The sequence below is a fragment of the Variovorax sp. RO1 genome, from assembly GCF_002849325.1.
Classification (GTDB): Bacteria; Pseudomonadota; Gammaproteobacteria; order Burkholderiales; family Burkholderiaceae_C; genus Variovorax.
Window position 1 is genome coordinate 133,346 of the sequence record NZ_PKMT01000008.1, and the last position, 25,752, is coordinate 159,097.

General features: G+C 68.9%; 23 protein-coding genes. 16 read left to right on the forward strand and 7 right to left on the reverse strand.

Annotation, left to right across the window (positions count from 1 at the left end; translation table 11 throughout):
* Positions 1–56 precede the first annotated feature (56 nt).
* From CY658_RS28905 to fahA, 5 genes are read left to right on the forward strand one after another with little or no spacing between them, the layout of a single operon-like run.
* Positions 57–1,688 carry an FAD-dependent oxidoreductase gene (locus CY658_RS28905; protein WP_101493441.1) on the forward strand — a complete coding sequence of 544 codons (1,632 nt, stop codon included), beginning with the start codon at positions 57–59 and terminating at the stop codon, positions 1,686–1,688.
* 5 nt (positions 1,689–1,693) lie between these two features.
* On the forward strand, positions 1,694–1,888 hold the full coding sequence (locus CY658_RS28910) for a DUF2783 domain-containing protein (protein WP_062472729.1): 195 nt from the start codon (positions 1,694–1,696) through the stop codon (positions 1,886–1,888).
* Between the two features lie 47 nt (positions 1,889–1,935).
* A complete protein-coding gene (hmgA, locus tag CY658_RS28915; protein WP_101493442.1) occupies positions 1,936–3,246 on the forward strand; it encodes a homogentisate 1,2-dioxygenase in 1,311 nt (436 codons plus the stop codon).
* A gap of 2 nt (positions 3,247–3,248) precedes the next feature.
* Positions 3,249–4,229: a Bug family tripartite tricarboxylate transporter substrate binding protein gene (locus tag CY658_RS28920; RefSeq protein WP_101493572.1), complete on the forward strand. Its 981-nt coding sequence runs from the start codon at positions 3,249–3,251 to the stop codon at positions 4,227–4,229.
* Positions 4,230–4,255: 26 nt separating this feature from the next.
* Positions 4,256–5,524, forward strand: a complete 1,269-nt coding sequence (gene fahA, locus CY658_RS28925) for a fumarylacetoacetase (protein WP_101493443.1) — start codon at positions 4,256–4,258, stop codon at positions 5,522–5,524.
* A 149-nt stretch (positions 5,525–5,673) separates the two neighbouring features.
* On the opposite strand, the gene mrdA is transcribed toward fahA, so the two are convergent.
* From mrdA to CY658_RS28945, 4 genes are all read right to left on the reverse strand, one after another.
* Positions 5,674–7,674 (reverse strand): penicillin-binding protein 2, encoded by a 2,001-nt coding sequence (gene mrdA, locus CY658_RS28930; RefSeq protein WP_101493444.1) that lies wholly within the window; start codon positions 7,672–7,674, stop codon positions 5,674–5,676.
* A gap of 57 nt (positions 7,675–7,731) precedes the next feature.
* On the reverse strand, positions 7,732–8,253 hold the full coding sequence (gene mreD, locus CY658_RS28935; protein WP_101493445.1) for a rod shape-determining protein MreD: 522 nt from the start codon (positions 8,251–8,253) through the stop codon (positions 7,732–7,734).
* A complete protein-coding gene (mreC, locus tag CY658_RS28940) occupies positions 8,250–9,212 on the reverse strand; it encodes a rod shape-determining protein MreC (RefSeq protein WP_101493446.1) in 963 nt (320 codons plus the stop codon). Before mreC ends, mreD begins: the two co-directional genes overlap by 4 nt.
* An 85-nt stretch (positions 9,213–9,297) precedes the next feature.
* Entirely contained in the window at positions 9,298–10,341 is a 1,044-nt protein-coding gene (locus CY658_RS28945; protein ID WP_056583929.1) for a rod shape-determining protein, read from the reverse strand.
* Between the two features lie 216 nt (positions 10,342–10,557).
* On the opposite strand from CY658_RS28945, the gene gatC reads away from it, so the two are divergent.
* The 3 genes from gatC to gatB are packed head-to-tail and all read left to right on the forward strand — an operon-like array spanning position 10,558 to position 13,845.
* Positions 10,558–10,857, forward strand: coding sequence for an Asp-tRNA(Asn)/Glu-tRNA(Gln) amidotransferase subunit GatC (gatC, locus tag CY658_RS28950; RefSeq protein ID WP_101493447.1), 300 nt, complete (start codon positions 10,558–10,560; stop codon positions 10,855–10,857).
* Positions 10,857–12,347, forward strand: coding sequence for an Asp-tRNA(Asn)/Glu-tRNA(Gln) amidotransferase subunit GatA (gene gatA, locus CY658_RS28955; RefSeq protein ID WP_101493448.1), 1,491 nt, complete (start codon positions 10,857–10,859; stop codon positions 12,345–12,347). Before gatC ends, gatA begins: the two co-directional genes overlap by 1 nt.
* Before the next feature lies 1 nt (position 12,348).
* Complete coding sequence (gatB, locus tag CY658_RS28960) at positions 12,349–13,845, forward strand: Asp-tRNA(Asn)/Glu-tRNA(Gln) amidotransferase subunit GatB (RefSeq protein WP_101493449.1); 1,497 nt, start codon at positions 12,349–12,351, stop codon at positions 13,843–13,845.
* A 43-nt stretch (positions 13,846–13,888) separates the two neighbouring features.
* Here gatB and CY658_RS28965 read toward each other — a convergent pair whose 3' ends face one another.
* Positions 13,889–14,542, reverse strand: a complete 654-nt coding sequence (locus CY658_RS28965) for a DUF4124 domain-containing protein (RefSeq protein ID WP_374221144.1) — start codon at positions 14,540–14,542, stop codon at positions 13,889–13,891.
* A 54-nt stretch (positions 14,543–14,596) separates the two neighbouring features.
* Positions 14,597–15,277 carry an orotate phosphoribosyltransferase gene (gene pyrE / locus CY658_RS28970; RefSeq protein ID WP_101493451.1) on the reverse strand — a complete coding sequence of 227 codons (681 nt, stop codon included), beginning with the start codon at positions 15,275–15,277 and terminating at the stop codon, positions 14,597–14,599.
* Between the two features lie 12 nt (positions 15,278–15,289).
* Between pyrE and CY658_RS28975 the strand changes: the two genes are divergently transcribed.
* From CY658_RS28975 to CY658_RS28990, 4 genes are read left to right on the forward strand one after another with little or no spacing between them, the layout of a single operon-like run.
* On the forward strand, positions 15,290–16,093 hold the full coding sequence (locus CY658_RS28975; RefSeq protein WP_101493452.1) for an exodeoxyribonuclease III: 804 nt from the start codon (positions 15,290–15,292) through the stop codon (positions 16,091–16,093).
* A 15-nt stretch (positions 16,094–16,108) separates the two neighbouring features.
* Positions 16,109–17,470: a PcfJ domain-containing protein gene (locus tag CY658_RS28980; protein WP_101493453.1), complete on the forward strand. Its 1,362-nt coding sequence runs from the start codon at positions 16,109–16,111 to the stop codon at positions 17,468–17,470.
* A complete protein-coding gene (locus CY658_RS28985; protein ID WP_257885015.1) occupies positions 17,467–18,285 on the forward strand; it encodes a DUF1266 domain-containing protein in 819 nt (272 codons plus the stop codon). Before CY658_RS28980 ends, CY658_RS28985 begins: the two co-directional genes overlap by 4 nt.
* A gap of 16 nt (positions 18,286–18,301) precedes the next feature.
* On the forward strand, positions 18,302–20,302 hold the full coding sequence (locus CY658_RS28990) for a DUF4034 domain-containing protein (protein ID WP_101493454.1): 2,001 nt from the start codon (positions 18,302–18,304) through the stop codon (positions 20,300–20,302).
* 36 nt (positions 20,303–20,338) lie between these two features.
* Here CY658_RS28990 and CY658_RS28995 read toward each other — a convergent pair whose 3' ends face one another.
* Complete coding sequence (locus CY658_RS28995) at positions 20,339–21,193, reverse strand: M48 family metallopeptidase (RefSeq protein WP_101493455.1); 855 nt, start codon at positions 21,191–21,193, stop codon at positions 20,339–20,341.
* Between the two features lie 61 nt (positions 21,194–21,254).
* On the opposite strand from CY658_RS28995, the gene CY658_RS29000 reads away from it, so the two are divergent.
* From CY658_RS29000 to CY658_RS29015, 4 genes are all read left to right on the forward strand, one after another.
* Entirely contained in the window at positions 21,255–22,649 is a 1,395-nt protein-coding gene (locus CY658_RS29000; protein ID WP_101493456.1) for an AmpG family muropeptide MFS transporter, read from the forward strand.
* A gap of 155 nt (positions 22,650–22,804) precedes the next feature.
* Positions 22,805–24,016: a beta-ketoacyl-[acyl-carrier-protein] synthase family protein gene (locus tag CY658_RS29005; protein ID WP_180839070.1), complete on the forward strand. Its 1,212-nt coding sequence runs from the start codon at positions 22,805–22,807 to the stop codon at positions 24,014–24,016.
* The gene (locus CY658_RS29010; RefSeq protein ID WP_101493457.1) at positions 24,013–24,840 is read left to right on the forward strand and encodes a beta-ketoacyl synthase chain length factor; all 828 of its coding nucleotides are present in this window, start codon (positions 24,013–24,015) and stop codon (positions 24,838–24,840) included. The genes CY658_RS29005 and CY658_RS29010 overlap by 4 nt, the downstream gene beginning before the upstream one ends.
* A gap of 180 nt (positions 24,841–25,020) precedes the next feature.
* The gene (locus CY658_RS29015) at positions 25,021–25,743 is read left to right on the forward strand and encodes a response regulator transcription factor (RefSeq protein WP_101493458.1); all 723 of its coding nucleotides are present in this window, start codon (positions 25,021–25,023) and stop codon (positions 25,741–25,743) included.
* The last annotated feature ends 9 nt before the right edge of the window (positions 25,744–25,752 follow it).

A 25,752-nucleotide genomic window follows, 5' to 3' on the forward strand; every position in this document is an offset into this window, starting at 1 on the left:
CCCCGGAAGGGGAAGGAGCAAGACAAGGACAGAAGACAAGAACACGGAGACAACACGTGATCGACTATCAAAGCCTGCGCTTCGACTACACCCGCCACGCCGACCAGGACGCCGCTGCGCTCGCCCGCCACCCCGTGGTGGTCGTGGGCGCCGGCCCGGTGGGCCTCACGCTCGCCATCGACCTCGCCCTGCGGCAGATTCCCGTGGTGCTGCTCGACAACGACAACAGCCTGTCCAGCGGATCGCGCGCGATCTGCTTCGCCAAGCGCACGCTCGAGGTGTTCGACCGCCTCGGCTGCGGCGACCGCATGGTGGACAAGGGCGTGTCGTGGCACGTCGGCAAGGTGTTCTTCCATGACGAGCAGGTCTACCGCTTCGACCTGCTGCCCGAACCCGGCCACGAGCGCCCGGCCTTCATCAACCTGCAGCAGTACTACGTCGAGGGCTACCTCGTCGAGCGCGCCGCGGCGCTGCCGCTGATCGACCTGCGCTGGAACAACAAGGTGGTCGGCATCGAGCAGGGCGATGACGGCGCGGTGCTCACCATCGAGACGCCTGAAGGCAACTACGAACTGGCCGCCGGCTACGTCGCCGCCTGCGACGGCTCGCGCTCCAACCTGCGCCAGATGCTGGGCCAGGAAGCCAAGGGCCGCACCTTCCGCGACCGCTTCCTCATCGCCGACATCACGATGGACGCGCAGCTGCCCACCGAGCGCCGCTTCTGGTTCGACCCCTCGTTCCACCCCGGCCAGAGCGTGCTGCTGCACAAGCAGGCCGACGGCATGTGGCGCGTCGACTTCCAGCTCGGCTGGGACGCCGACCCGGTGGAAGAACGCACGCCCGAGCGCATCACGCCGCGCGTGCGCGCACTGCTGGACAGCATCGGCTTCGAAGGCGTGCAGTTCCAGATCGGCTGGGCCAGCGTCTACACCTTCGCCTGCCAGCGCATGGAGCGCTTCCGCCACGGCCGCGTGCTGTTCGCGGGCGACTCGGCGCACGGCGTGTCGCCGTTCGGCGCGCGCGGCGCCAACTCGGGCGTGCAGGACGCCGACAACCTCGCGTGGAAGCTCGCGGCCGTGCTGGCCGGCGACGCGCCCGACGCGCTGCTCGACAGCTACGCCAGCGAGCGCGAGTTCGCGGCCGACGAGAACATCCGCAACTCGACGCGCGCCACCGACTTCATCACGCCCAAGAGCGAGGTGAGCCGGCTGTTCCGCGACGCGGTGCTCGAACTGACGAAGCGCCACGCCTTCGCGCGCTCGCTGGTCAACAGCGGGCGGCTGTCGGTGGCCACGGTGCTGCGCGACTCGCCGCTCAACACGCCCGACGCCGACACCTTCGCGGGTGCGATGGTGCCCGGCGCGGCGGCGGCCGATGCGCCCGTGCGGCGCGCCGACGGCAGCACCGGCTGGCTGCTGCGCGAATGCCATGTGGCGCGCTTCACCGCGCTGGTGTTCGGCCAAGGCGACGCCGCCGAGCGCAGCCTGCAGGCGCTGAACACCAGCGACCTCGCGCTGCACGTCGTGCGCGTGGAAGGCGATGGTGCTGAACTCGCCACGCAGCGCTACGACGCGCAGCCCGGCACCGTCTACCTGCTGCGGCCCGACCAGCACGTGTGCGCGCGCTGGCGGCAGCCCACGGCGGCGAATATTCGCGCGGCCCTCGACCACGCACTGGCAAAGGCATGACCCCGATGCAACCACAGCTGATCACCACGCCGAACCTCGAAGCGCCCGACGATTTCTACGAGGCGCTCATCGAGGCCCACCAAGGGCTTTCCACCGAAGAAAGCCACGCCTTCAACGCACGGCTCGTGCTCGTGCTGGCCAACCACGTCGGCTCGCTGGCCGTGCTGCGCGAAGCCTTCGACGCGGCGCGTGCCGGCTGACCTGCGACCACACTCCCACCTCATCGCGATTTTCGAAAGAGAAGCCCATGACCCAACCCACCCCTGCCTCCGAACGGCGCTACCAGAGCGGCTTCGGCAACGAATACGCCTCCGAAGCCGTGCCCGGTGCGCTGCCGCAAGGCCGCAACAACCCGCAGCGCGGCCCCTTCGACCTGTACACCGAGCTGCTCTCGGGCACCGCCTTCACGGCGCCGCGCCATGAGAACCGCCGCACCTGGCTGTACCGCCGCCAGCCCTCGGTGGTGTCGGGCCGCTACCAGCCCTACGCACAGGCGCACTGGACCACCGGCGCCGACCGCGAGATCGCGCTGCCGCCCGAGCCGATGCGCTGGGGCCCGCTGCCGCTGGACGGCGCGGCCGACGTCGACTTCATCGACGGCATGCACACGCTGGCCGCCAACGGCGACGCCGAATCGCAGGTCGGCATCGGCTCGCTGATGTACCTGGCCGGCCGTTCGATGGAGCAGCGCGCTTTCGTCAACGCCGACGGCGAGATGCTGGTGATGCCCCAACAAGGCCGCCTCGTCGTCACCACCGAACTCGGCGTGCTCGACGTGAAGCCCGGCGAGATCGTGGTGCTGCCGCGCGGCATGGCCTTCAAGGTCGCCCTGCCCGACGGCCTCTCGCGCGGCTACGTGTGCGAGAACTACGGCGCGCACTTCCGCCTGCCCGAACTCGGCCCGATCGGCTCGAACGGCCTGGCCAACGCGCGCGACTTCCAGGCGCCCGTGGCGGCCTTCGAGGAAGACGGCGGCGCCTACGAACTGGTGAAGAAATTCGGCGGCCGCTTCTGGACCGCACCGACCAAGCAATCGCCCTTCAACGTGGTCGCGTGGCACGGCAACCTCGCGCCGGTGAAGTACGACACGGCGAACTTCATGGTGATCGGCTCGATCAGCTTCGACCATCCCGATCCGTCGATCTTCACCGTGCTGACTTCGCCCAGCGACACGCCCGGCACGGCCAACTGCGACTTCGTGATCTTCCCGCCGCGCTGGATGGTGATGGAAAACACCTTCCGTCCGCCGTGGTTCCACCGCAACCTCATGAGCGAGTTCATGGGCCTGGTGCTGGGCGAGTACGACGCCAAGCCGGGCGGCTTCAAGCCCGGCGGCGCGAGCCTGCACAACTGCATGGTGCCGCACGGCCCGGACGAAGAAGCCTTCGACAAGGCCACGCACGCCGACCTCAAGCCGCACAAGCTGGACAACACGCTGGCCTTCATGTTCGAGAGCCGCTACCGTTTCATTCCGACGAACTTCGCGCTGCAAAGCCCGGCGCTCGACACCGACTACACCGACTGCTGGGCCGGTCTCAAGGACCAATTCAAGCCATGAAGATGAAGAAGAGCGCTTTCGCCCTCACCCGCCGCGCGGCGGCCGTTGCACTGCTCGCGGCGCCGTTGCTGCTGGCGCATGCGGCGGACTTTCCGTCGAAGCCGATCAAGTTCATCGTGCCCTACAGCCCCGGCGGCACCACCGACCTCGTGGCGCGCACCGTGGGCCAGAAGGTGTCGGAGAAGCTGGGCCAGCCGGTGCTCATCGACAACCGCGGCGGCGCGGGCGGCAACATCGGCATGGACGCCGTGGCCAAGGCCGCGCCCGACGGCTACACGATCGGCTTCGGCGCGATCTCGACCAATGCGCTGAACCCGCACATCTACAAGTCGATGGCCTTCGACCCGCGCAAGGACTTCACGGCCATCAGCCTGCTGGGCATGTCGACCATCGTGCTCGAAGTACCGGGGGCCTCGCCCATCAAGTCGGTGCCCGACCTCATCGCCGCCGCGAAGAAGAACCCCGGCCTGCCCTACGCCACCGCGGGCGCCGGCACCTCGATGAACCTGGCCGGCGTGATGTTCGCGCAGATGACCGGCACCGAGCTCACGCACGTCGCCTACAAGGGCAGCGGCCCGGCCATCACCGACATGCTGGGCAACACCATCGGCGTGATGTTCGACAACCTGCCGGCGTCGCTGCCGCACATCCAGGCCGGCAAGCTGCGCGCGCTGGCCGTGGCGGGCTCCACGCGCTCGCCCTCGCTGCCCGACGTGCCGACGATGGCCGAAGCGGGCCTCAAGGGCTATGCGCTGGAGCCGTGGTTCGGCGTGTACGGTCCGGCGAAGCTGCCACCGCCGATCGTGAAGGCGCTGAACGAAGCGTTCGTCGAAGCGCTCGCCATGCCCGACGTGAAGGCCAAGCTGCAGCAGGCCGGCTTCTCGCCGCGCGGCTCGACCGCGCAAGAGCTGACCACGCTCACCGACACCGAATACAAGCGCCTGGGCGACGTCGCCAAAAAAGCGGGCATGACCGCCGACTGATCCGATTCAAGAACCGAAAGACATCCATGACCGCACTCAACGCCACCCACGACCCGAAGCTGCGCAGCTGGGTCGCCGCCGCCAACGTGGCCGGCACCGACTTCCCGATCCAGAACCTGCCCTTCGGCCGCTTCCGCACCGCCGGCAGCAGCGAGGCCTTCCGCATCGGCGTGGCCATCGGTGACCAGATTCTTGACCTGCGCGCGGCCGGCCTCATCGACACCGACGACATGAACGTGTTGATGGACGCCAACGCGCGCGACCGTCAGGCCCTGCGCGCCGCGATCTCCGCCGGCCTTGCCGAAGGCAGCGGCCAGCAGGCCGCGTGGTCGAAGGCGCTGCTCGCGCAGGCCCAGGCCGAGATGACCGTGCCTTGCCGCATCGGCGACTACACCGACTTCTACACGGGCATCCACCACGCCACCACCATCGGCAAGCTGTTCCGTCCCGACCAGCCGCTGATGCCCAACTACAAGTGGGTGCCCATCGGCTACCACGGCCGCGCCTCGTCGATCCGCGTGAGCGGCCAGACCTTCAAGCGCCCGCACGGCCAGACCAAAGCACCCGACGCAGAAACGCCGAGCTTCGGCCCGTCGAAGCGGCTCGACTACGAACTGGAGCTGGGCTTCTTCGTGGGCCGCGGCAACGCGCTGGGCGAGCCCATCGCCATCGCCGAGGCCGAAGACCACCTGTTCGGTGTGACTTTGCTCAACGACTGGTCGGCGCGCGACGTGCAGGCCTGGGAATACCAGCCGCTCGGCCCCTTCCTCTCGAAGAGCTTCACGAGCACGCTGTCGCCCTGGATCGTGACGACCGACGCGCTGGCCCCGTTCCGCGCCAAGTTCGAGCGCCCCGCCGAAGACCCGCAACCGCTGCCCTACCTCGACGCCCCGTCGAACCGCGCCAGCGGCGCGCTCGACATCACGCTCGAAGTGCTGCTGCAGACCGCGAAGATGCGCGCCGACGGCGTGGCGCCCGTGCGCCTGACGCTCGGCAACACCACCGAAGCCGCCTACTGGACCGCCGCGCAGCTCATCACGCACCACACGGTGAACGGCTGCAACCTGCAGCCCGGCGACCTGCTGGGCTCGGGCACGCTGTCGGGCCCGCAGCCCGACCAGGCCGGCTCGCTGATCGAACTCACGGGAGGCGGCAAGCAACCGATCACGTTGCCGAACGGCGAGAAGCGCACGTTCCTGGAAGACGGCGACACGCTGGTGATACGTGGCTGGTGCGAGCGCGAGGGCGCGGTACGCATCGGCTTGGGTGAAGTCACCGGGACCGTGGTGGCCTGAGGCCCCGCGTCGCCCTCTCTCCCCGTGTTGTTCCCTCTCCCTCTGGGAGAGGGCTAGTGTGAGGGCAAGGGCCTTGCCACATCGCGCGGCGTTGATCGCCCCGCACCCTCACCCCAACCCTCTCCCCCAGGGGAGAGGGAGCAAGAAGATCAGGGCGTCGGCGCCGCCGCCGATGCCGCGCTCGCAGGCACTGGCGAAGCCGCTCCCGCCACAGGCCACACCACCTCGCTGGCCACGCGCGGCTTGCCCATCGGCGGGCCGGCGCGGCCGATGCGCACGGCGGCCATGTCGGCCTCGCTCGGGTACTGGTTCATGAGCCAGTAGTCGAACACGCGGCGCGCAATGGGCGCCGCGGAGCCTGCGCCCCAGCCCGCGTTCTCGACGATGACCGCGAGCGCGATCTTCGGGTTGTTGGCGGGCGCGTAGGCCATGAACAGTGCATGGTCGCGCTGGTGCTCTTCGAGCGCGCGCGCGTTGTACTTGGTGTTCTTGGCCTGCGTCACGGCCTGCGCCGTGCCGGTCTTGCCGGCCGCCTGGTAGCCCGCGCCCGCGAACACGCCGCGCGCGGTGCCGCTGGTGACCACGGCGGTCAGGCCCTCGCGGATCACCGCGACATTGGCCGCCGTGTAGCCGAGGTTCTCGGCCGGCGGCTGCGGCAGCGGCACGACCTGTCCGCTGACCGTGTTGCGCATCGCCAGCGCCAGGTGCGGCCGGTGCTTCATGCCGCCGTCGGCCACGATGGCCGTGGCCTGTGCGAGCTGCAGCATCGTGAAGGCGTTGTAGCCCTGGCCGATGCCCAGCGAGATGGTCTCGCCTGCGTACCACTTCTTGGCCTCGGGCCGCTTGTAGGCGTTGCGCTTCCACTCGGTGCTGGGCAGCACGCCGCGCACCTCGCCGCCCAGGTCGATGCCGGTGATCTGGCCGAAGCCCATGGGCTTCATGAAGTCGTGGATGAGGTCCACGCCCATCTCGTTGGCCAGCGAGTAGTAGTAGATGTTGCTCGACAGCTGGATCGAGCGGCGCATGTCGACGCCGCCGATGTTGCCCTCAGGGCTGCCGAAGCGGTGGCCGCCGAAGTTGAAGTAGCCGGGGTCGTTCACCACCACGTTGGCCGCGCGCTTGCCGGTCTGCAGCGCCGCCATCGCCATGAAGGGCTTGTAGGTCGAGCCCGGCGGGTAGGTGCCGCGCAGCGCGCGGTTGAGCAGCGGCTTGTCGAGCGACTCGCTGAGCTCTTTCCAGCTCTCGGTGTCGATGCCTTCCACGAAAAGGTTGGGGTCGAAGGTGGGCTTGCTCACGAAGGCCAGCACCTCGCCGGTCTTGGGGTCGATGGCCACCAGGGCGCCGCGGCGTTCGCCGAACATGTCTTCGATCAGCTTCTGCAGCTTGATGTCGAGCGACAGCATGACGGTGTTGCCCGGCGTGGCCGGATGGCTCGCGAGCCGGCGCACGGCGCGCCCGCCGGCCGAGGTTTCCATCTGCTCGACGCCGGTCTGGCCGTGCAGCATCTTCTCGTAGCTCTGCTCGATGCCGAGCTTGCCGATGTAGTCGGTGCCTTTGTAGTTGGCCTGGTCTTCTTCTTCCCAGTCTTCCATCGCGGTCTTCTCGCGCTGGTTGATGCGCCCGATGTAGCCGAGCACGTGAGAGCCCGTCTCGCCGTTCGGGTAGTTGCGGAACAGGCGCGCCTTGATCTCCACGCCCGGGAAGCGATAGCGCTGCGCCGCGAAGCGCGCCACCTCTTCGTCGCTCAGGCGGGTGCGGATCGGAATGGAGTCGAAGCTGCGCGAGTCTTCGCGCAGGCGCTTGAAGCGGCGGCGGTCGCGCGGCGACACCTCGAGCACGCTGGTCAGGCTGTTGATGGTTTCCTCGACATCGCCGACCTTCGAGGGCGTGATCTCCAGCGTGTAGGCCGAGTAGTTGGAGGCCAGCACGATGCCGTTGCGATCGAGGATGAGCCCCCGGTTCGGCACCACCGGCACCACGGCCGTGCGGTTGCTCTCGGCCTGCTCGGCCAGGTCTTCATGGCGCACCACCTGCAGGTACACCAGCCGCGCGCCCAGCAGGCTGAAGGCAAAGAGCACCGCCAGGCCGATGACGATCACGCGGCGCTTGAAGCGCGCCAGATCGGCGGCAACGTTGCGGATTTCAGTCATGGGATCAGGAGCTTAGGCGTGCGCAGGTGCGATGGCAAATGCGACGGAAAGAAGAACTCAGAGGGGTCGGTTCTCGTCGGGTTCGGGCGTGCGGCGCTGCGGTGCGAGCAGCAGCGCGCTGGCCAGCGGCCACAGTGCGGCCTCGAGGGCCGGCGAGATCAGCACGCCCCACCCCGGGAACACGCCGCCGCCGATCATGCGCGTGATCACCTCGATGAACTGCGACAGCGCAAACAGCGGCAGCACCTGCAGCGCCTGCGAGAGCACCGGGTACCAGAGCAGGCGCCGGTGGATCATGGCCGCGAAGAAACCCAGCGTGGTGTAGGACAGCGCATGCTGGCCCAGCATCGACGCCTGGTGCACGTCCATGAGCAGGCCGAACATGAAGGCCGCGCCGATGCCCACGCGCGCGGGCTGGTGCACGCCCCAGAACACGATCACCAGCGCCAGCAGGTCGGGCATCCAGGCGGCGCGGCCGATGGGAATCATGTTGACCAGCAGCGCCACGAGCAGGCTGGTCCACATGAAGACGGGGCTGACGGGCAGCAAGAGCTGCTGCTGGCCGGGGCGCTTGATCATCGCGTGGCTCCCGCGGGCTTCTTTTCGTTCTTGCCGGCACCCGGCTTGCCCTCGGGGCGCTTGCGCTGGGTGGATGTGGCCTCGACGTGCGGCGGCGCCACGGGCGCGCCCGAGGGCTCGAGCACCAGCACGTAGCGCGCCGCGGTCACACGGGCCAGCGGCACGCAGTAGATGCGCGCAAAGGCCGAGTCGGCGCGGCGCTCGATGCGTTCGATCTTCGCCACCGGCAGGCCGGCCGGGTAGATGCCGTCGACGCCGCTGGTGGACAGCAGGTCGCCCTCCTGCAGGTCGGCATTGGCCGCCATGAAGCGCAGCTCCATGCCGCCGCCGTGCGCCGACGCGTCGCCGAAGGCCACGCTGCGCACGCCGGTGCGGGTGTTCTGCACAGGAATGGCCAGGTCGCGGTCGATCACGAGCGTGACCTCGCTCGTGAAAGGCAGCACCTGCGTCACCTGGCCCAGCACGCCGCGCGCATCGATCACCGGCGAGCCGGCGGCCACGCCTTGGGTGAGGCCCTGGTCGATGACGATCTTGCGCGTGTAGGGGTCGGCCGCGTCGTACAGCACCTCGGCCGGGCGGCCCGGCGTGGTGGTGGTCTGGCGCAGTTCGAGCAGTTCGCGCAGGCGGGCGTTGTCTTGTGCGAGCGTGTCGGCGCGGCTGGCGGTTTCGGCCTGCAGCATCAGCGCCTTGCGCGCTTCTTCTTCGTTGTGCTGCGCGGTCTGCAGCTCTTCGAAGTAGCGGCTGCCGCCCATCACCAGCATGACGGGCTTGAGCGCCACCATCTGCACCGGGTAGAGCACCGCGCCGATGGCCGAGCGGATCGGCTTCACGAGGTGAAAGCGCGCGTCGGCCACCATCAGGAAGAGCGAGAGCGCGCCGAAGAAGATCAGCTTGCTGAGTGCCGATTGCCCCTGGTTGAACAGAGGTGGCGCTGTGCGATCGAGCGTGCCCAGAGGCATGTAGTCAGACCCGGCAGTGGTGCGGCATCAAATAACAAAAGGCCGGCCTGCGCAAGCAAAGGCCGGCCGATGGAGGCTTTCGCCTTTACTCGCTGGTGAAGATGCTTCCGAGACGGTCCATGCGTTCGAGCGCGATGCCGCAGCCGCGCACCACGCAGGTCAGCGGATCTTCGGCCACGAGCACCGGCAGGCCGGTTTCCTCGGCGAGCAGGCGGTCGAGGTCGCGCAGCAGCGCACCGCCGCCGGTGAGCATCATGCCGCGCTCGGCGATGTCGGCGCCCAGTTCGGGAGGCGTCTGTTCCAGCGCGTTCTTCACGGCCGAGACGATGTTGTTCAGGGGGTCGGTCAGGGCTTCCAGCACTTCGTTGCTGCTGATGGTGAAGCTGCGCGGCACGCCTTCGGAAAGGTTGCGGCCCTTGACTTCCATTTCCTTGACTTCGGAGCCCGGGAAAGCCGAGCCGATGTTCTTCTTGATGACTTCGGCCGTCGGCTCGCCGATCAGCATGCCGTAGTTGCGGCGGATGTAATTGATGATGGCTTCGTCGAAGCGGTCGCCGCCCACGCGGACCGAGCCCTTGTAGACCATGCCGCCCAGCGAGATCACGCCCACTTCGGTGGTGCCGCCGCCGATGTCGACCACCATCGAGCCCGAGGCTTCGCTGACGGGCAGGCCGGCGCCGATGGCCGCGGCCATGGGTTCTTCGATGAGGTAGACGGCGGTGGCGCCGGCGGCTTCGGCCGCGTCCTTGATGGCGCGGCGCTCGACCTGGGTCGAGCCGCAGGGCACGCAGATGATGATGCGCGGGCTCGGCGTGAGCAGCGTGCGCGGGTGCACCATCTTGATGAACTGCTTGATCATCTGCTCGGTGATCACGAAGTCGGCGATCACGCCGTCCTTCATCGGGCGGATGGCCTCGATGTTGCCGGGCACCTTGCCCAGCATGGCCTTGGCTTCGCGGCCGACGGCCTGGATCACCTTCTTGCCATGGGGACCGCCTTCGTGGCGGATCGCGACCACGGAGGGTTCGTCCAGCACGATGCCCTTGTTGCGGGCGAAGATCAGGGTATTGGCGGTGCCGAGGTCAATCGCCAGGTCGGTGGAGAAGTACCGACGGAAAGCTCCAAACATGTGCGGAATCCTCTGAGCACGGCCTGCGCATCGGCAGGACGTCGCTCTATTTTTGGGTCGTTTGACGGGGTGAATTGATCGTTTTTGGCGCAAAAGCCGGCGCGTTCGCGGGGGTTGCGGCAAAGGCGGGATAATAACCGAATCCCCTCTGAATCCCGTGTCGGCACCCTCTTCGGCGTGCGATTGCCTCTGGTTTTTTCGACCCGTCAGCCATCTATGTCTCTTTCCGCTTCCGATATTGCACGCATCGCCTCCCTGGCGCGGCTGCAGCTTGCCCCAGATGAAAGCGAGCGCATGCTCACTCAAATCAATGGCTTCTTCGATCTGGTCGAACGCATGCGCGCGGTCGACACCACCGGCGTCGAGCCGCTGGCGCACCCCGTGGCCGCGCGCGAAGACGTGACGCTGCGCCTGCGCGACGACGTCGTGAGCGAGCCGAACAACCGCGAAGCCAACCAGAAGAGCGCCCCGGCCGTCGAAGCCGGCCTGTTCCTCGTGCCCAAGGTGATCGAATAATGAGCAGCGGTGAACTGCACCAATTGAGCGTGGTCGCGCTGGCCAAGGCGCTGGCCGACCGCAAGGTTTCGGCCGTCGAGGCCTCGCAGGCCTTTTTGGGCCGCATGAAGGCCCACGAATCGCTCGGCACCTTTGTCGACGTCAACGAAGAAGTCACGCTGGCCCAGGCCCGCGCCGCCGACGCGCTCCTCGCCAAGGGCAACGCCCCCGCGCTGGCCGGCGTGCCGATCGCGCACAAGGACATCTTCGTCACCACCGACTTCGCCACCACCGCCGGCTCGAAGATGCTCGCGGGCTACCGCTCGCCCTTCGATGCGACCGTGGTGCGCCGCCTGGCCGAAGCCGGCGCGGTCACGCTCGGCAAGCTCAGCTGCGACGAGTTCGCGATGGGCTCGGCCAACGAGAACGTCGCCGTGCCCGCCGTGGGCCACGACACCGCCGTGCCGGTGCGCAACCCTTGGAACCTCGACCGCATTCCGGGCGGCTCGTCGGGCGCCAGCGCGGCGGCCGTGGCCGCGCGCCTCGCACCCGCCGCCACCGGCACCGACACCGGCGGCTCGATCCGCCAGCCCGCTTCGTTCTGCGGCGTGACCGGCATCAAGCCGACCTACGGCCGCGCCTCGCGCTACGGCATGGTGGCCTTCGCCTCGAGCCTCGACCAGGCCGGCCCGATGGCCCGCTCGGCCGAAGACTGCGCGCTGCTGCTGTCGGCCTTCTGCGGCCCCGACCTCGACCGCGATTCGACCTCGCTCGACAAGCCCGCCGAAGACTTCGGCCGCTCGCTGAACGACTCGCTCGACGGCCTGCGCATCGGCGTGCCGAAGGAGTTCTTCGGCGACGGCGTGGCGCCCGGCGTGCGCGCCGCCATTGATGCAGCGTTGTTGCAGTACGAGAAGCTCGGCGCGAAGCGCGTCGAGGTCTCGCTGCCGCGCACCGAGCTGTCGATTCCCGTGTACTACATCCTGGCCGCCGCGGAAGCATCGAGCAACCTGAGCCGCTTCGACGGCGTCAAGTTCGGCCACCGCGCCAAGCAGTACAAGGACCTGGCCGAGATGTACGAACGCACGCGCGCCGAAGGCTTCGGCGACGAAGTGAAGCGCCGCATCATGATCGGCACCTACGTGCTCTCGCACGGCTACTACGACGCCTACTACCTGCAAGCACAGAAGGTGCGCCGCATGATCGCGGACGACTTCCAGCAGGCGCTGACGCAGTGCGACGTGATCGTCGGCCCCGCCGCACCGACCACCGCCTGGAAGATCGGCGAACACGGCGACGACCCCGTGGCCGACTACCTCGCCGACATCTTCACGCTGCCCGCCTCGCTCGCCGGCCTGCCCGGCATGAGCGTGCCTGCAGGCTTCGACGCCGGCATGCCCGTGGGCCTGCAGCTGATCGGCAACTACTTCGGCGAAGCGAAGCTGCTCAATGCAGCGCACCGCTTCCAGCAAGCCACCGACTGGCACACGCGCACGCCGGAGGGTTTTTAAGATGAGCGATACCACCGCAGTGAACACCTTCGAAGCACAACAACAAGGCCGCCCCACCGGCCCGCTGGTGCGCGGCTATGAAGTCATCATCGGCTTCGAAACGCACGCGCAGCTGTCGACGAACAGCAAGATCTTCAGCCGCGCCTCCACGGCCTTCGGCGCCGAGCCCAACACGCAGGCCTGCGCGGTCGACCTGGCATTGCCCGGCACGCTGCCCGTGATGAACAAGGGCGCGGTCGAACGCGCCATCAAACTGGGCCTGGCGCTCGGTTCGCACATCGCGCCGCGCAGCGTGTTCGCGCGCAAGAACTACTTCTACCCCGACCTGCCCAAGGGCTACCAGATCAGCCAGTTCGAGATCCCGGTGGTGCAAGGCGGCTCTGTCTCTTTCTTCCTCGGCGAAGAGAAGAAGACCGTGCGCCTCGTGCGTGCCCACCTCGAGGAAGACGCGGGCAAGTCGCTGCACGAAGACTTCATCGGCCAGAGCGGCATCGACCTGAACCGCGCCGGCACGCCGCTGCTCGAGATCGTGACCGAGCCCGACATGCGCTCCACCGCCGAGGCCGTGGCCTATGCGCGCGAACTGCACAAGATCGTCACGTGGATCGGCATCTGCGACGGCAACATGCAGGAAGGCAGTTTCCGCTGCGACGCCAACGTGTCGGTGCGCAAGCCCGGCGACAAGCTTGGCACGCGCCGCGAGATCAAGAACCTGAACAGCTTCAAGTTCATGCAGCAGGCGATCGACTACGAGATCAACTCGCAGATCGACGAGCTCGAAGACGGCCGCGCGATCCAGCAAGCGACCGTGCTGTTCGACCCCGCCACCGGCGAGACGCGCACCATGCGCACCAAGGAAGACGCGGCCGACTACCGCTACTTTCCCGACCCCGACCTGCCGCCCCTGGTGGTGGCCGCCGAATGGATCGAGCGCGTGCGCGCCACGATGCCCGAGCTGCCGCGCGCCACGGCCGAGCGCTATGTGCGCGACCACGGCCTGTCGGAATACGACGCCGCGCAGCTCACGCAAGGCGCGGCGCTGGCGCAGTACTTCGACGATGCGGTGAACGCCGGCGCAGCGCCCAAGCTGGCCAGCAACTGGATCACCGGCGAAATGGCACGCCGCCTGAACGCCGCCGAAATCGGCATCGAGTCCGCGCCTGTGAAGGCCGCGCAGCTTGCGCAGCTGGTGACGCGCATCGCCGACGGCACGCTGCCGAACAACGCGGCGCGTCAGGTGTTCGAAGCGCTGTGGAGTGGCGAAGGCAGCGATGTCGACGCGATCATCGAAGCGAAAGACCTGAAGCCGATGAACGACACCGGCGCGCTCGACAAGATCCTCGACGAGGTGATTGCCAAGAACGCGAAGAATGTCGAGGAATACCGCGGCGGCAAAGAGAAGGCACTCAACGGCCTCGTGGGCCAGGTCATGAAGGCCAGCGGGGGCAAGGCGAACCCGGCGCAGGTCACCGAGCTGCTGAAAGCCAAGCTGGGCTGATCAAAAACCCCGGGGCCTTGCGCAAGGCCCCGGCGGGTTCGATTCAGCGGGGGTTGCCGCCGTTCTGCGGCGACCAGAGCGTCTTCAGGCGCCCGCGCTCCTCATCGAAGCGCGCATTCACGCGCTTCTTCTCGTCTTCCTGCTCCGCGACGAAGCGGTTCTGCACGGCCACGCTCTGCGTGTTGTCCTCGATCCTGCGGCGCACTGCGCCGGGCGCCTTGCTCGTGTCCTGCTTGTAGAACTCGAGCTCTTCGTCGATCTTCTTGCGCTCGTCGGCGAGCTCGGCGATGCGCTTCTTCGCGGCCTGGATCACCGCATCGATCTGCGACAGCGCCTCGACGCGCTCGCGGTCGTGCGTGGTGGCGTTGGGGTAGCGCACCAGCAGCGCGCGCTCGCGGCGGCGCTCGTCGATGAGCCGTGCGGCCTGGATGGCGGCTTCGCGGGCGCGGTCCTCGCGCTCCTGCAGCTCGCGCGCCGTGTAGGTCGGCTCCAGCTTGCGGCGCACCGTGCCGCTCGGACCCAGTTCGCGCTGCTCGCGGTCGCTGCACTCGGCGATCGGCCGGTCGGCCGTGAGCGTGCGTCCGCGCGCATCGACGCAGGTGTAGATGCCGACGCCGGGCGCGTCAGTCTTCGCAGGCTGCGCCAGCGCCACGCCGCACGACGACAAGGCCGCCAGGCCCAGCCACAGCGACGCCATGGCACAGGCAGAAGAAGAGGGATCGCGCGCGGGGCGTCGCATCGGCGCTGCGTCTCAGGCGCCGTAGCGCGTGCGGTAGGCCAGCACGCGCTCGCGGTGCGCGCCGAGGTCGGCGGCGGCGTTGCCCGAGAGGTAGCTCAGCAGGTCGTCCAGCGTGGCGATGGCGACCACCGCGAGGCCGAGCTGGTTGCGCACGTACTGCACGGCGCTGTGGTCCACGTCGACGCCGTTCTCGGTGGCTTTTTCCTGCCGGTCGAGCGCGATGGACACGGCGTGCGGCGTGGCGCCCGCGGCCTGGATGGCGGCAATCGATTCACGCACCGCGGTGCCGGCCGACATGACGTCGTCGACGATGAGCACGCGGCCCTGGAGCGGCGCGCCCACGAGGTTGCCGCCCTCGCCGTGCGTCTTGGCTTCCTTGCGGTTGTAGGCAAAAGGGTAGTTGCGGCCGCGGCGGGCCAGCTCGGCGGCCACGGTGGCGCCCAGCGGGATGCCCTTGTAGGCGGGGCCGAAGATCATGTCGAACTCGAGCCCGCTTTCGATCAGGCGGTCTGCATAGAATCCGGCGAGCCGCGCGATCTTGGCGCCGTCGTCGAACAGTCCCGAATTGAAGAAATACGGGCTCATGCGACCGGCCTTGGTCTTGAATTCGCCGAAGCGAAGCACGCCGGCGTCGAGCGCGAACTGCACGAAGTCCTGTGCCACCGCGCTGCTTGTCTGACCGTCTACAGCCATTGGAAATTCCTTGTGTTCAAACTGACCAGTCTCAATCTCAATGGCCTGCGCTCGGCGGCCACCAAGGGCGTCGCCGACTGGGTGGCCGAACTCGCGCCGGATTGTATTTGCATGCAGGAGATCCGCGTCCAGGCCAGCGATGTCGAGGGCCGCTTCGAAAAGATGGCCGAGCTCCAGGGCCACTTCCACTTTGCCGAAAAAAAGGGCTACGCGGGCACCGCCGTCTACACGAAGCATGCGCCCAGCGCCGTGGTGGTGGGCTGGGGTGATCCCGAATTCGACGCCGAAGGCCGCTACCTCGAACTGCGCTTCGACACGCCGAAACGCAAGTTCTCGGTGATCAGCTGCTACTTCCCGAGCGGCAGCTCGGGCGAAGAGCGCCAGGCCGCCAAATTCCGCTTCCTGAAAGGCTTCTTCCCGCACCTCGTGGCGCTGAAGAAGGAGCGCGAGTTCATCCTGTGCGGCGACATCAACATCGCGCACCAGGAAATCGACCTGAAGAACTGGCGCGGCAACCAGAAGAACAGCGGCTTCCTGCCCGAAGAACGCGCCTGGATGACGCGCCTGCTCGACGCGGGCACCGAAGGCGCGGGCCTGGTGGACGTGTACCGCCGCCTCAAGCCCGACACCACGGGCGACGCCTACACCTGGTGGAGCAACCGCGGCCAGGCCTACGCGAACAACGTGGGATGGCGGCTGGACTACCACCTCGCGACCCCGGCCATGGGCGCACTGGCGCGCACCGAGGCGATCTACAAGACGGTCAAGTTCAGCGACCACGCGCCGATCACGGTGGAGTACGACTTCACGCTGTAAGTCGCCCGCCCGTCGATGCCCATCCCGACTTCGCCTCCTTCCACGAGCCCCTCCGCGCCACCTGCCGCGACGGCGGTCTATCTGCCGCGCGACGTGGTGAACGCGCCCGAGGTCAAGGCCGCGATTGCGCGCCGCAGCGCCGAGCGCGGCGACGACGCCGACATGGCGGCCTGGCTGCTGAATCACTTCTTCCGCTGGGCCATCGGCAGCTTCGGCAACGTGCTGCCGGTGCAGTCGCCCGCCGACTACCTGGCCGCGGCCGGGCCCGACAAGCCGCTGCCCGAGTGGCTGGCCAAGCAATTGCAGCCGCGCGCACCCGTTGCCGCGAACGCGGCGGCCGCGCAGGACAAGGACAAGTCCAAGAGCGGCAAGGCCGACCCGCAAGCCACCGAAGCCAGTTCGAAGACTTTCTACTACCTCGACCCCGAGCACCTGCTGCTGGTCGACCGCGAACGCATGCTGGTCGAGTTTTTGCGCTCGCGGCGCGGCACGCGGCTCGAACAGAAGCTGCAGCGCATCACCTGCTTCATGGCCATGGCCCTGTGGGAGCAGGAGCACCAGCGCATGCAGGCCAAGCGCAACAAGGGCTGGGTGCCCAGCAGCGGCCTGGCGCTGAAGGAGCTGCTGCGCACGCCCAACGGCGTGATCTTCGAGTTCATCGGCAGCCATGCGGCCTTGCGCGAGGAAATGGCCTACGAGTCGTTCCACATGCAGCACTGCCTGGGCCAGTTCGCCAACCTCAAGAAACTGAACGGCGGCTATGGCGAGCAGTACGCCAGCGCCGCGCAGAGCGGCCGGCTGCGCCTGTTCACGCTGCGCAGCGCGGGCAACCTGCCGCACGTGACCATCAGCCTCGAAGTGCATGCCGACGGGCTGCGGGTCGACCAGATCAAGGGCAAGCAGAACCGCCACCCGGTGCGCAAGTACGCCGACGACGTGCTGCAGTTCCTGCGCACGCTGCCGCCGCGCGGCCAGCGCCACAGCGACTGCGAAGGCATGGGCCTGGTGTTCGAGCCCGAAACGGCGGACGACACCAGCACCACCCAGGGCCAGTGGAAGTTCGTCACCGACGTGCGCAGCCCCGACTTCCTGCTCAGCGTGATGAGCGGCAACTTCCACCTGATCGAGCACTTCGAGCAACCGCCGCCGGCGCTGCAATGGCTGCTGCTGCGCATTGCACCGCACGAGCTGGCGCGGCTGCGGCAGATGGACGTGGCGGTGGCCGCCGCCGCCCGCCTGACGCTGCCCGCGAACCGGCTGCCGCCGTCGCTGCAGGCCGCCTCCTCGGAGGCGCCCGCCGCGATGATGGAAATCGAAGGCATCTCGCTGAGCGCCGCCGTGTGCGCGCCGCTGCTGCTGGGAGCCGCCTCGCCATGATGCAGGCACTCCTCATCGTGATGCTGCTCGGGCTGCTGTACCTCGGGCTGCGCGTCGCGTGGTTCGTCGTGCGCACCGCGTTCCGTCTCGTCGTGCGCGGCTCGGACACGGCGATCGGCCACATCGAAAAGGCCAACGCCGACCTCGCGGCGCGCGCGGCGCAGGCCCGGGCCGACGCCGGCAAGGTGGTGCCCAACCGCCGCCGCTGGGCACTGGCGCTCGGCGACATCCTGCTGCTGCGCAACGGCCTGCGCTGCGACAGCGACGCGCTGGCGCTCGAGCTGCCCGCCGAGCAGCGCCAGCGGCTGGCCAAGCAGGTGCTGCGCGAGATGAACATGGCCGCCGACCTGCCCGAGCGCGACATCGCCACGCAGATGCAGACCGCGCTGGTCGGCTGGGTCAGCGGGCTCGGCCGCACCCACGCCAACTTCTACGAACAACTCGCGGCCGAAGGCAAGGTGCGCGACGCGCTGGCCTTCGACTGCGCGCGCACGGCCTTCCTGGTGCGCTGCATCGCACTGCTGGGCTGGGTGCCCGAGTCGCAGGCCTGGCTGGTGCTGTTCCTCAACGCGCAACGCGCGCAGGACAGCTTCGAGAGCTGGGAAGATTTCGGCCACGCCTACGCGCGGGCCCGGCTGCACTGGCTGCGCATCAGCAGCCAGGACGGCCCCGCCTCGTCGCGCGCCACGCTGGAAGTGCAGGAGCACCTGCAGAACACCCAGGGCAACTGGCTCACGCTGCCGTGGAAGCGCTACCGCATCTTCGACCCCCAACCCACCCCGACCTCCATTCCCGCCCCTGCCGCGTCGGCCTGACGCGCGCCCGCCGCCCATGACCACACACACGCCCCCCGCCGCAGCGACCGTGATTCCCCCCGCGCCCGCGCGCTGGAAGCTCTGCGACATCGACGCCCTGCTGCGCGCCGGCGACCACGCCGCGCTCGACCAGCGGCTCGACGACGCGCTGGCCGCCAGCTTTCAGGACCGCGACGACGAAGAGCGCTATTACGGCGCCTTGCCCGACGACCTGGCCGGCTGCACCGCCGCCGGCGCCGAAGGGCTGGCCCGCCTGGCCGCGTGGCAGGCCGCCAACCCGCAATCGGCCCACGCCTGGCTGTGCGAAGCGCACTACTGGTACCACTGGGCCTATGAATACCGCGGCTCGGGCTGGGCCAGCTCGGTCACCGCGCTCGGCTGGGAATGCGCCCATGCCTGTGCCACGCGCTGCGCCGTCGCCGCGCTGCGGGCACTCACGCTCGCGCCCACGATGTGGACCGCCTGCGCCCTGCTGCTGCAGAGCACCTCGGCCTTCAACGAACCCGAGTGGCTGACCGAGTTGGTGCGCAGCGGCCGCGGGCCCGGCAACCCGCTGCAGCACGACTTTTCCCTCGACGATGCGGCCACCCGCGAAGAGCTGCTGGTGCAGCTCGCGCGCTCCGGCCTGGCGCACGACGAGCGCGTGGTTTGCCCCGAGGCCGTGCCCGCCGCCCTGCCCTCGCCCGTGCAGGGCAAGAAGGTGATCAGCGGCACGTCCTACTGGATCCACGCCACGCTGCACGTGCATCCGCGGCTGTTCTTCTTCATGCGCCAGTGCGTCTGGTTCCAGCAGCCGCGCTGGGGCGGCAGCCACGAGCGCGTGCGCGCCTTCATCGCCTCGCCCGCCTGCGCCCACCTGAACGAGGTCGAAAAAGACCGGCTGCGCCACGAGATCTGGCGTGACGAATACCAGGGCAACGCGGTCGACAAGGACGAAGACCCGGCCGAAGCGCAGCAGCGCATGGCCGCCACGCGCCAGCGCGCCAACGAGGCGCTCTACCCGTACCACCGCTGGGAAACCCTGCGCTGGCTGGCCGTCAGCCACTACATGCTCGACCAGCACCCCGAGGCGCTGGCCTGCCTGCGCGAAGCCGAGAGCCATCACCCGATCGACGACGAGTACGCGATGAACATGGCGGTGCACGTCGCCCTGGAGCAGGAGCCCGACGGCCACTGGCTGGGCCAGGCCATCTGCAACAGCGCCAACGCCTACGAATGCAACACCGCGCTGATCCTGCACGGCTACTGCAGCCTGAAGGGCGCCTTGGGCTTCGTGCCCAACGAGGCGACGGGCCATGCCTGGCTGGCGGCCGCGCGCGAACGCAACGCCGGCACCGAGAACTGGGACGACCTGGCGCGCGCGCTGTGGCGCGTGCCGCGCAACAAGGAAGCCTTCGAAGTGCTGGAACTCGGGCTGGCGGCGGGCGACACCTCGTGCCTGCTCACGCTCGGCATCTTCCACGCGGGCGGCGAGCACGGCACCCAGGACCGGCAACAGGCCCTGCGCTGCTATGGCCAGGCGGCGGAGGCCGGCAACAGCGTCGCGGCCTACAAGCTGGGCTACCTCTGCCACGACATGGCCTGGGACCACGCCACGCCCGTGGCGCAGCGCCCGGCGCTGCAGCTGCAGGCGGTCGAAGCCATGATGAAGGCCAGCGAACTGGGCCACGACGACGGCACCGAAGGCGCACTGATGTTCATCAGCAGCCTGTTCGACATCCCCGTGCGGCACCGCTACCTGGATTTCGTGCGCGAGCACGCGACCAACGGCGACGCCGTCGCCATGGCCGCGCTGTCGGCGTTGATGGGCGACCCCAACGACAAGGGGCTCTACAACTACCGCGAGAGCGTGCGCTGGATCATGGGCGCGCAGGCCGTGGCGCCCGAAGACGAGTTCGTGGTGAACGTGACCAAGAACTCCCACCAGGACGGTTTTCTGTCGTCCACGCTCTACAAGCTCACGCGCCGGCAGATCAAGGCGCACGAGATCCCGGGCGGCGACAACGCGATGGTCTGAGCGCGCGAGGCGCTGAGCGGGGCGGCAGGCCGCCGCTCAGCCCTTCTTCGCGTCTTTGTAGAGCTTCTCGACCTTCGGCACATTCGCCTCGAGCTTGGCGATGCGGTCCGGCCCGCTCGGGTGGGTCGACAGAAAGCTCAGGCCGCCCTGGTTCTTGGAGGCCGTGGCCATCTTCTTCCACAGCGAGACCGAGGCCTTCGGGTCGTAGCCCGCGCGCGCGGCGAGTTCGAGGCCGACGAGGTCGGCGTCGGTTTCGTCGCTGCGGCTGAACTTCAGCGTGATGAGCTGCGTGCCGGCGCGCGCCGCAAGGTCGCCCACCTGGCCGAGCCCCAGCAGTTGCGCGCCGATGGACAGCGCCGCGCCGGTGCCGACGCTCTTGGCCATGCGGGCGCGGGCATGCTCGCGCAGCGCGTGCGCCATTTCATGGCCCATGACCATCGCGACCTCGTCGTCGCTGAGCTTGAGCTGTTCGAGGATGCCGGTGAAGAAGGCGATCTTGCCGCCGGGCATGCAGAAGGCGTTGATCTGCTTGCTGCCGATCAGGTTGACCTCCCACTTCCATTCGCGTGCGCGGGCGTTCCACGGCAGGGCGAAGGGAATGAGCCGCTGCGCGATGGTGCGCAGCCGCTGCAGTTGCGCGTTGCCGTCGCCGGCCAGCGCGCCCTTGGCACGCGCCTGTTGAAGCAGCTGGCCGTACTGCTGCACGCCGGCCGACTCGATCTGGTCGGCGGGCACGAGGTTGCGCGCCACCGAGGCGTTGCCGACGTTGACCTGCGCCAGCGCCGGCGCGCTCAGCGCGGCACCGGCGGCGGCGAGCAGGAAGGCCCGGCGCGGGTTCCATGCCGAGGCTTCAGAGAGGGCAGAAAGGGGGCGTTCGCATCGTGTGCACATAGGTGCCCGGATGATAGGAACAAATGGAGACGAGCGCGCACGCCGATCTCCCCGACAGCTCATGGACAATCCCCCACTCATGTCCGCACCGCCCGCCGAAACCACCCAAGCCCCCGCGAGCGCCGCCCTGCCCTGGCGTGACGCGCTCAAGGTCTACCTCGAACCCGCCACCCTGCGCATGCTCGCGCTGGGCTTCTCGGCCGGCCTGCCGCTGCTGCTGGTGCTGGGCACGCTGAGCTTTCGGCTGCGCGAGGCGGGCATCGACCGCACCACCATCGGCTACCTGAGCTGGGTCGGGCTGGCCTATGGCTTCAAGTGGGTCTGGGCGCCGCTGGTCGACCGGCTGCCGCTGCCGCCGCTGACCACGCTGCTCGGGCGCCGGCGCGGCTGGCTGCTGCTGGCGCAGGGCCTGGTCATTGCCGGGCTGATCGGCATGGCGATGAACGACCCGCGCCTGGGGCTGCAGCCGCTGATCTGGTGCGCGCTGCTGGTGGCCTTCGGCTCGGCCACGCAAGACATTGCGCTCGACGCCTTCCGCATCGAATCGGCCGAGACGCGCAAGCAGGCTGCGCTGGCCGCCGCTTATCAAACGGGCTACCGGCTCGCGATGATCTGGGCCGGCGCCGGCGTGCTGTGGGTCGCGGCCTGGGCCGAGGTGGCGCCCGCCGTGGCGGTCACCGGCGCGGCGGCGTACCAGAACGGCGCCTGGAAGACGGCCTACCTCGTGATGGCGGCCTCGATGGCGGTGGGTGTGCTCACGGTGCTGCTGTCGCCCGAACCGGTGCGGCGCGTGCTGCCGAAGGCGAAAAATGCGGGCGAATGGCTGCGCAGCGTGCTGATCGAGCCGTTTGCCGACTTCATCCGCCGCTACAGGTGGCAGGCGGCGCTGATCCTCGCGCTGATCGCCATCTACCGCATCAGCGACGTGGTGATGGGCATCATGGCCAACCCGTTTTATGTAGACATGGGCTTCACCAAGGACCAGGTGGCCACGGTCAGCAAGATCTACGGCGTGATCATGACGCTGGTGGGCGCCTTCGTGGGCGGCGTGCTGTCGATGCGCCTGGGCGTGATGCGCGTGCTGATGCTGGGCGCGGTGCTGAGCGCCGCGAGCAACCTGCTGTTCGCCTGGCTGGCCACGCGCGGGCACGACCTGACGGCGCTGATCGCCGTGGTGTCGGCCGACAACCTGGCCGGCGGCATCGCCTCGGCGGCCTTCATTGCCTACCTGTCGAGCCTGACCAACGTCAGCTACTCGGCCACGCAGTACGCGCTGTTCAGCTCGCTGATGCTGCTGCTGCCGAAGTTCATCGCCGGCTACTCGGGCGCCTTTGTCGACGCCTACGGCTACAGCACCTTCTTCACCGCCACCGCCCTGCTGGGCGTGCCGGTGCTGCTGCTGGTGGCGCTGGCCGCGCGTTCGGCGGCCCGCACAGGCGGCGGCGAGCGTCAATAGGGCCTGCGCCGGAGCTGTCATCTATAGGAAACAGCCGACGCAACCCGATACGCATCGCTGGTAGGCTGTGACATTCATTGCGTGAAAATTGCGCTTTTCCGGTATTTCTTCTGTCGTTGACGCCTTTTCGCCTGTCGCCAGCCCCCACATCCATCGTGCCGTCCCGAATTTCTCCCCTTCAAATCAGTGCCTACACGGCCACCTCGGCCGTCGGCGTCGGCAAGGAAGCGCACGCTGACGCGCTCGCGCATTCACGCAGCGGCCTGCGTGCCAACGATTTCGGCGATGCGCCGCTGCCGACCTGGATCGGCCGTGTCGACGGGCTGGAAGACGTCCGCCTGCCCGAATCGGCGATGTCGTGGGACTGTCGCAACAACCGGCTGGCCTGGCTGGGCCTGCAGGCCGACGGCTTCCTCGAAGCGGTCGCGGCCGCGCGCGAGAAGTACGGCGCCACGCGCATCGCGCTGGTGCTCGGCACCTCCACGGCCAGCATCGGCGAGACCGAGCTGGCCTACACGCAGCTCGACGCCGACGGCAACTTTCCGCCGGACCAGCGCCGCGCCGCGGTCCACACGCCGCATTCGCTGGCCATGTTCGTGCAGCAGGTGCTGGGCATCGACGGCCCGAGCGAGACGATTTCGACCGCCTGCTCGTCCAGCGCCAAGGTGTTCGCATCCGCCGAGCGCCTGATCCGCCTGGGCCTGGCCGACGCGGCCGTGGTCGGCGGCGCCGACACGCTGTGCGGCAGCGTGCTGTTCGGCTTCAACGCGCTGGAGCTGGTCTCCACCGAGCCCTGCCGCCCCTTCGACGCGGGGCGCAAAGGCATCAGCCTCGGCGAAGCGGCCGGCTTTGCGCTGGTCGAGCGCGTGCAGCCCGGCGACGGCGGTGCGGCCGCGCCGCTGCTGCTGGGCTACGGCGAAGCCAGCGACGCGCACCACATGTCGACCCCGCACCCCGAGGGCCTGGGCGCCGAGCGCGCGCTCGACGACGCGCTGGCGCGCGCGGGCCTGTCGACCGACGCCATCGACTACATCAACATGCACGGCACCGCGAGCCAGAAGAACGACGAGGTCGAGGGCGCGCTGGTGGCGCGCCGCTTCCCCGCGCGCACGCACGCCAGCTCGACCAAGGGCTTCATGGGCCACACGCTGGGCGCCGCGGGCATCGTCGAGGCAGTCGTCTGCCTGCTGGCGATCGAGCGCGGCCTGATGCCGGGCACGGTCAACACGCGCACGCTGGACGAGGGCTTCGGCCCGCAGATCAAGCTCGAACCCGCCACGGGCGAGGTGCGCTATGCGCTCTCCAACTCCTTCGGCTTCGGCGGCAACAACTGCGCGCTGGTCTTCGGCAAGGCGGAGGCCGCATGAGCACCCTCACGCCTCCCACGCTCTACATCGAAGGCCCCGCCTTCTGGACTCCCACCCTGCCCGGCTGGGACGCCGCCCGCGCGGCCTTCCGCGGCGAAGGCGCGCTGAGCGATCCGCCCGCCAAGCGGCCCTCGCCGCAGGTGCTGGCCCCGGCCGAGCGCCGCCGCGCGCCCGACACCGTGGCGCTGGCGCTCGAAGTGGCCGCCGCGGCCATCGCAGGCGCCGACCGCAACGCGGCCGACGTGCCCTGCGTGTTCACGTCGGCGCACGGCGACCTGTCGATCAACGACTACATGTGCAGCACGCTCGCGAGCGATCCAAAGATGCTGTCGCCCACCAAGTTCCACAACTCGGTGCACAACGCGGCCGTGGGCTACTGGACCATCGGCACCGGCTGCATGGCGGCCAGCAACGCCGTCTCGGCCTACGGCCACAGCTTTGCCGCCGGCCTGCTCGAAGCGGCCGTGCAGTGCGCGGCCGACCAGACGCCGGTGCTGCTGGTCGGCTACGACGCCCCCACGGTCGGCGCGCTGACCTCGGTGACCGACAGCCGCGGCCTGCTCGCCGTGGCGCTGGTGATCGCGCCCGAGCGCACGGCCCGCACTGTGGCCAGCCTCGACTGGTCGCTGGTCGGCGATGCCGCCGGCACGCCGACCGCGCCGCGCTCGGCCGCCGCCACCACGCTGAAGAACATCAACCCGATGGCCGACGCCCTGCCCCTGTTCGAGGCGCTGGCCCAGGCCCCGGGCAGCGCCGACGCGCCCATCGACCTGCCGCTGTCGGCCGCGCTGGCCCTGCGGCTGCGCCTGCAGGCCGCAGGCTGACCGGTCCACGCCGGAGCGGGGCGTGATACACCACGCTCCGGCACGTCATCATTGCCACATGGCGCCCCTGAAACCTGGGCGAGGCGCCATGTTTTCCGCAGCACTCCAGGTTGACAGGGCGATGCTGCGTTTACCCAACTTTACGGAGCGTTCAAGCCCGCTTGCTCCCGGTGAACGACCATGAAGCGCATGAGCACCCCCCAACTCCTGATGATCGAAGACGACGCCCGCCTGGCGCAGATGGTGGGCGAGTACCTGACGCAGTCGGGTTTCGCCTTCAACCACGCCGGTGACGGCGCCAGCGGCCTGGAGCAGTTGCAGCAGCACGCGCCCGACCTGGTGATCCTCGACCTGATGCTGCCCGACACCGACGGCCTCGAGGTCTGCCGCCGCATCCGCGCCCTGCCCGGCCCGCTGGCCAAGGTGTCGGTGCTGATGCTGACCGCCAAGGGCGACCCGATGGACCGCATCATCGGCCTGGAAATCGGCGCCGACGACTACCTGCCCAAGCCTTTCGAGCCGCGCGAACTGCTGGCGCGCATCCGCGCCGTGCTGCGCCGGCGCAGCGAGAACGCCACCGAGAGCGAAGCCTCCACCGTGATGCGCTTCGGCACGCTCGAGATCGACCGCAACGCGCGCACCGTGTCGGTGGCCGGCGCGCTGGCCGACCTCACCTCCTACCAGTTCGACCTGCTGGTGGCCATGGCCGAGCGCGCGGGCCGCGTGCTCACGCGCGACCAGATCATGGAAGCCGTGCGCGGCCGCGAGCTCGAAGCCTTCGACCGCTCGATCGACGTGCACATGGGCCGCATCCGCGCCGCCATCGAGGTCGACGCGAAGAACCCGAAACGCATCCTCACCGTGCGCGGCGTCGGCTACGTGTTCGCCAAGCAACAAGACTAGGACGCGCCC

Excerpts from the sequence above, each read along its gene's own strand:
- CY658_RS28910 (WP_062472729.1), top strand. The coding sequence starts at position 1,694 with ATGCAACCACAGCTGATCACCACGCCGAACCTCGAAGCGCCCGACGAT.
- hmgA (WP_101493442.1), top strand. The coding sequence starts at position 1,936 with ATGACCCAACCCACCCCTGCCTCCGAACGGCGCTACCAGAGCGGCTTC.
- CY658_RS28920 (WP_101493572.1), top strand. The coding sequence starts at position 3,249 with ATGAAGAAGAGCGCTTTCGCCCTCACCCGCCGCGCGGCGGCCGTTGCA.
- fahA (WP_101493443.1), top strand. The coding sequence starts at position 4,256 with ATGACCGCACTCAACGCCACCCACGACCCGAAGCTGCGCAGCTGGGTC.
- mrdA (WP_101493444.1), bottom strand. The coding sequence starts at position 7,674 with ATGACTGAAATCCGCAACGTTGCCGCCGATCTGGCGCGCTTCAAGCGC.
- mreD (WP_101493445.1), bottom strand. The coding sequence starts at position 8,253 with ATGATCAAGCGCCCCGGCCAGCAGCAGCTCTTGCTGCCCGTCAGCCCC.
- mreC (WP_101493446.1), bottom strand. The coding sequence starts at position 9,212 with ATGCCTCTGGGCACGCTCGATCGCACAGCGCCACCTCTGTTCAACCAG.
- CY658_RS28945 (WP_056583929.1), bottom strand. The coding sequence starts at position 10,341 with ATGTTTGGAGCTTTCCGTCGGTACTTCTCCACCGACCTGGCGATTGAC.
- gatC (WP_101493447.1), top strand. The coding sequence starts at position 10,558 with ATGTCTCTTTCCGCTTCCGATATTGCACGCATCGCCTCCCTGGCGCGG.
- gatA (WP_101493448.1), top strand. The coding sequence starts at position 10,857 with ATGAGCAGCGGTGAACTGCACCAATTGAGCGTGGTCGCGCTGGCCAAG.
- gatB (WP_101493449.1), top strand. The coding sequence starts at position 12,349 with ATGAGCGATACCACCGCAGTGAACACCTTCGAAGCACAACAACAAGGC.
- CY658_RS28965 (WP_374221144.1), bottom strand. The coding sequence starts at position 14,542 with ATGGCGTCGCTGTGGCTGGGCCTGGCGGCCTTGTCGTCGTGCGGCGTG.
- pyrE (WP_101493451.1), bottom strand. The coding sequence starts at position 15,277 with ATGGCTGTAGACGGTCAGACAAGCAGCGCGGTGGCACAGGACTTCGTG.
- CY658_RS28980 (WP_101493453.1), top strand. The coding sequence starts at position 16,109 with ATGCCCATCCCGACTTCGCCTCCTTCCACGAGCCCCTCCGCGCCACCT.
- CY658_RS28985 (WP_257885015.1), top strand. The coding sequence starts at position 17,467 with ATGATGCAGGCACTCCTCATCGTGATGCTGCTCGGGCTGCTGTACCTC.
- CY658_RS28990 (WP_101493454.1), top strand. The coding sequence starts at position 18,302 with ATGACCACACACACGCCCCCCGCCGCAGCGACCGTGATTCCCCCCGCG.
- CY658_RS28995 (WP_101493455.1), bottom strand. The coding sequence starts at position 21,193 with ATGTGCACACGATGCGAACGCCCCCTTTCTGCCCTCTCTGAAGCCTCG.
- CY658_RS29000 (WP_101493456.1), top strand. The coding sequence starts at position 21,255 with ATGGACAATCCCCCACTCATGTCCGCACCGCCCGCCGAAACCACCCAA.
- CY658_RS29010 (WP_101493457.1), top strand. The coding sequence starts at position 24,013 with ATGAGCACCCTCACGCCTCCCACGCTCTACATCGAAGGCCCCGCCTTC.
- CY658_RS29015 (WP_101493458.1), top strand. The coding sequence starts at position 25,021 with ATGAAGCGCATGAGCACCCCCCAACTCCTGATGATCGAAGACGACGCC.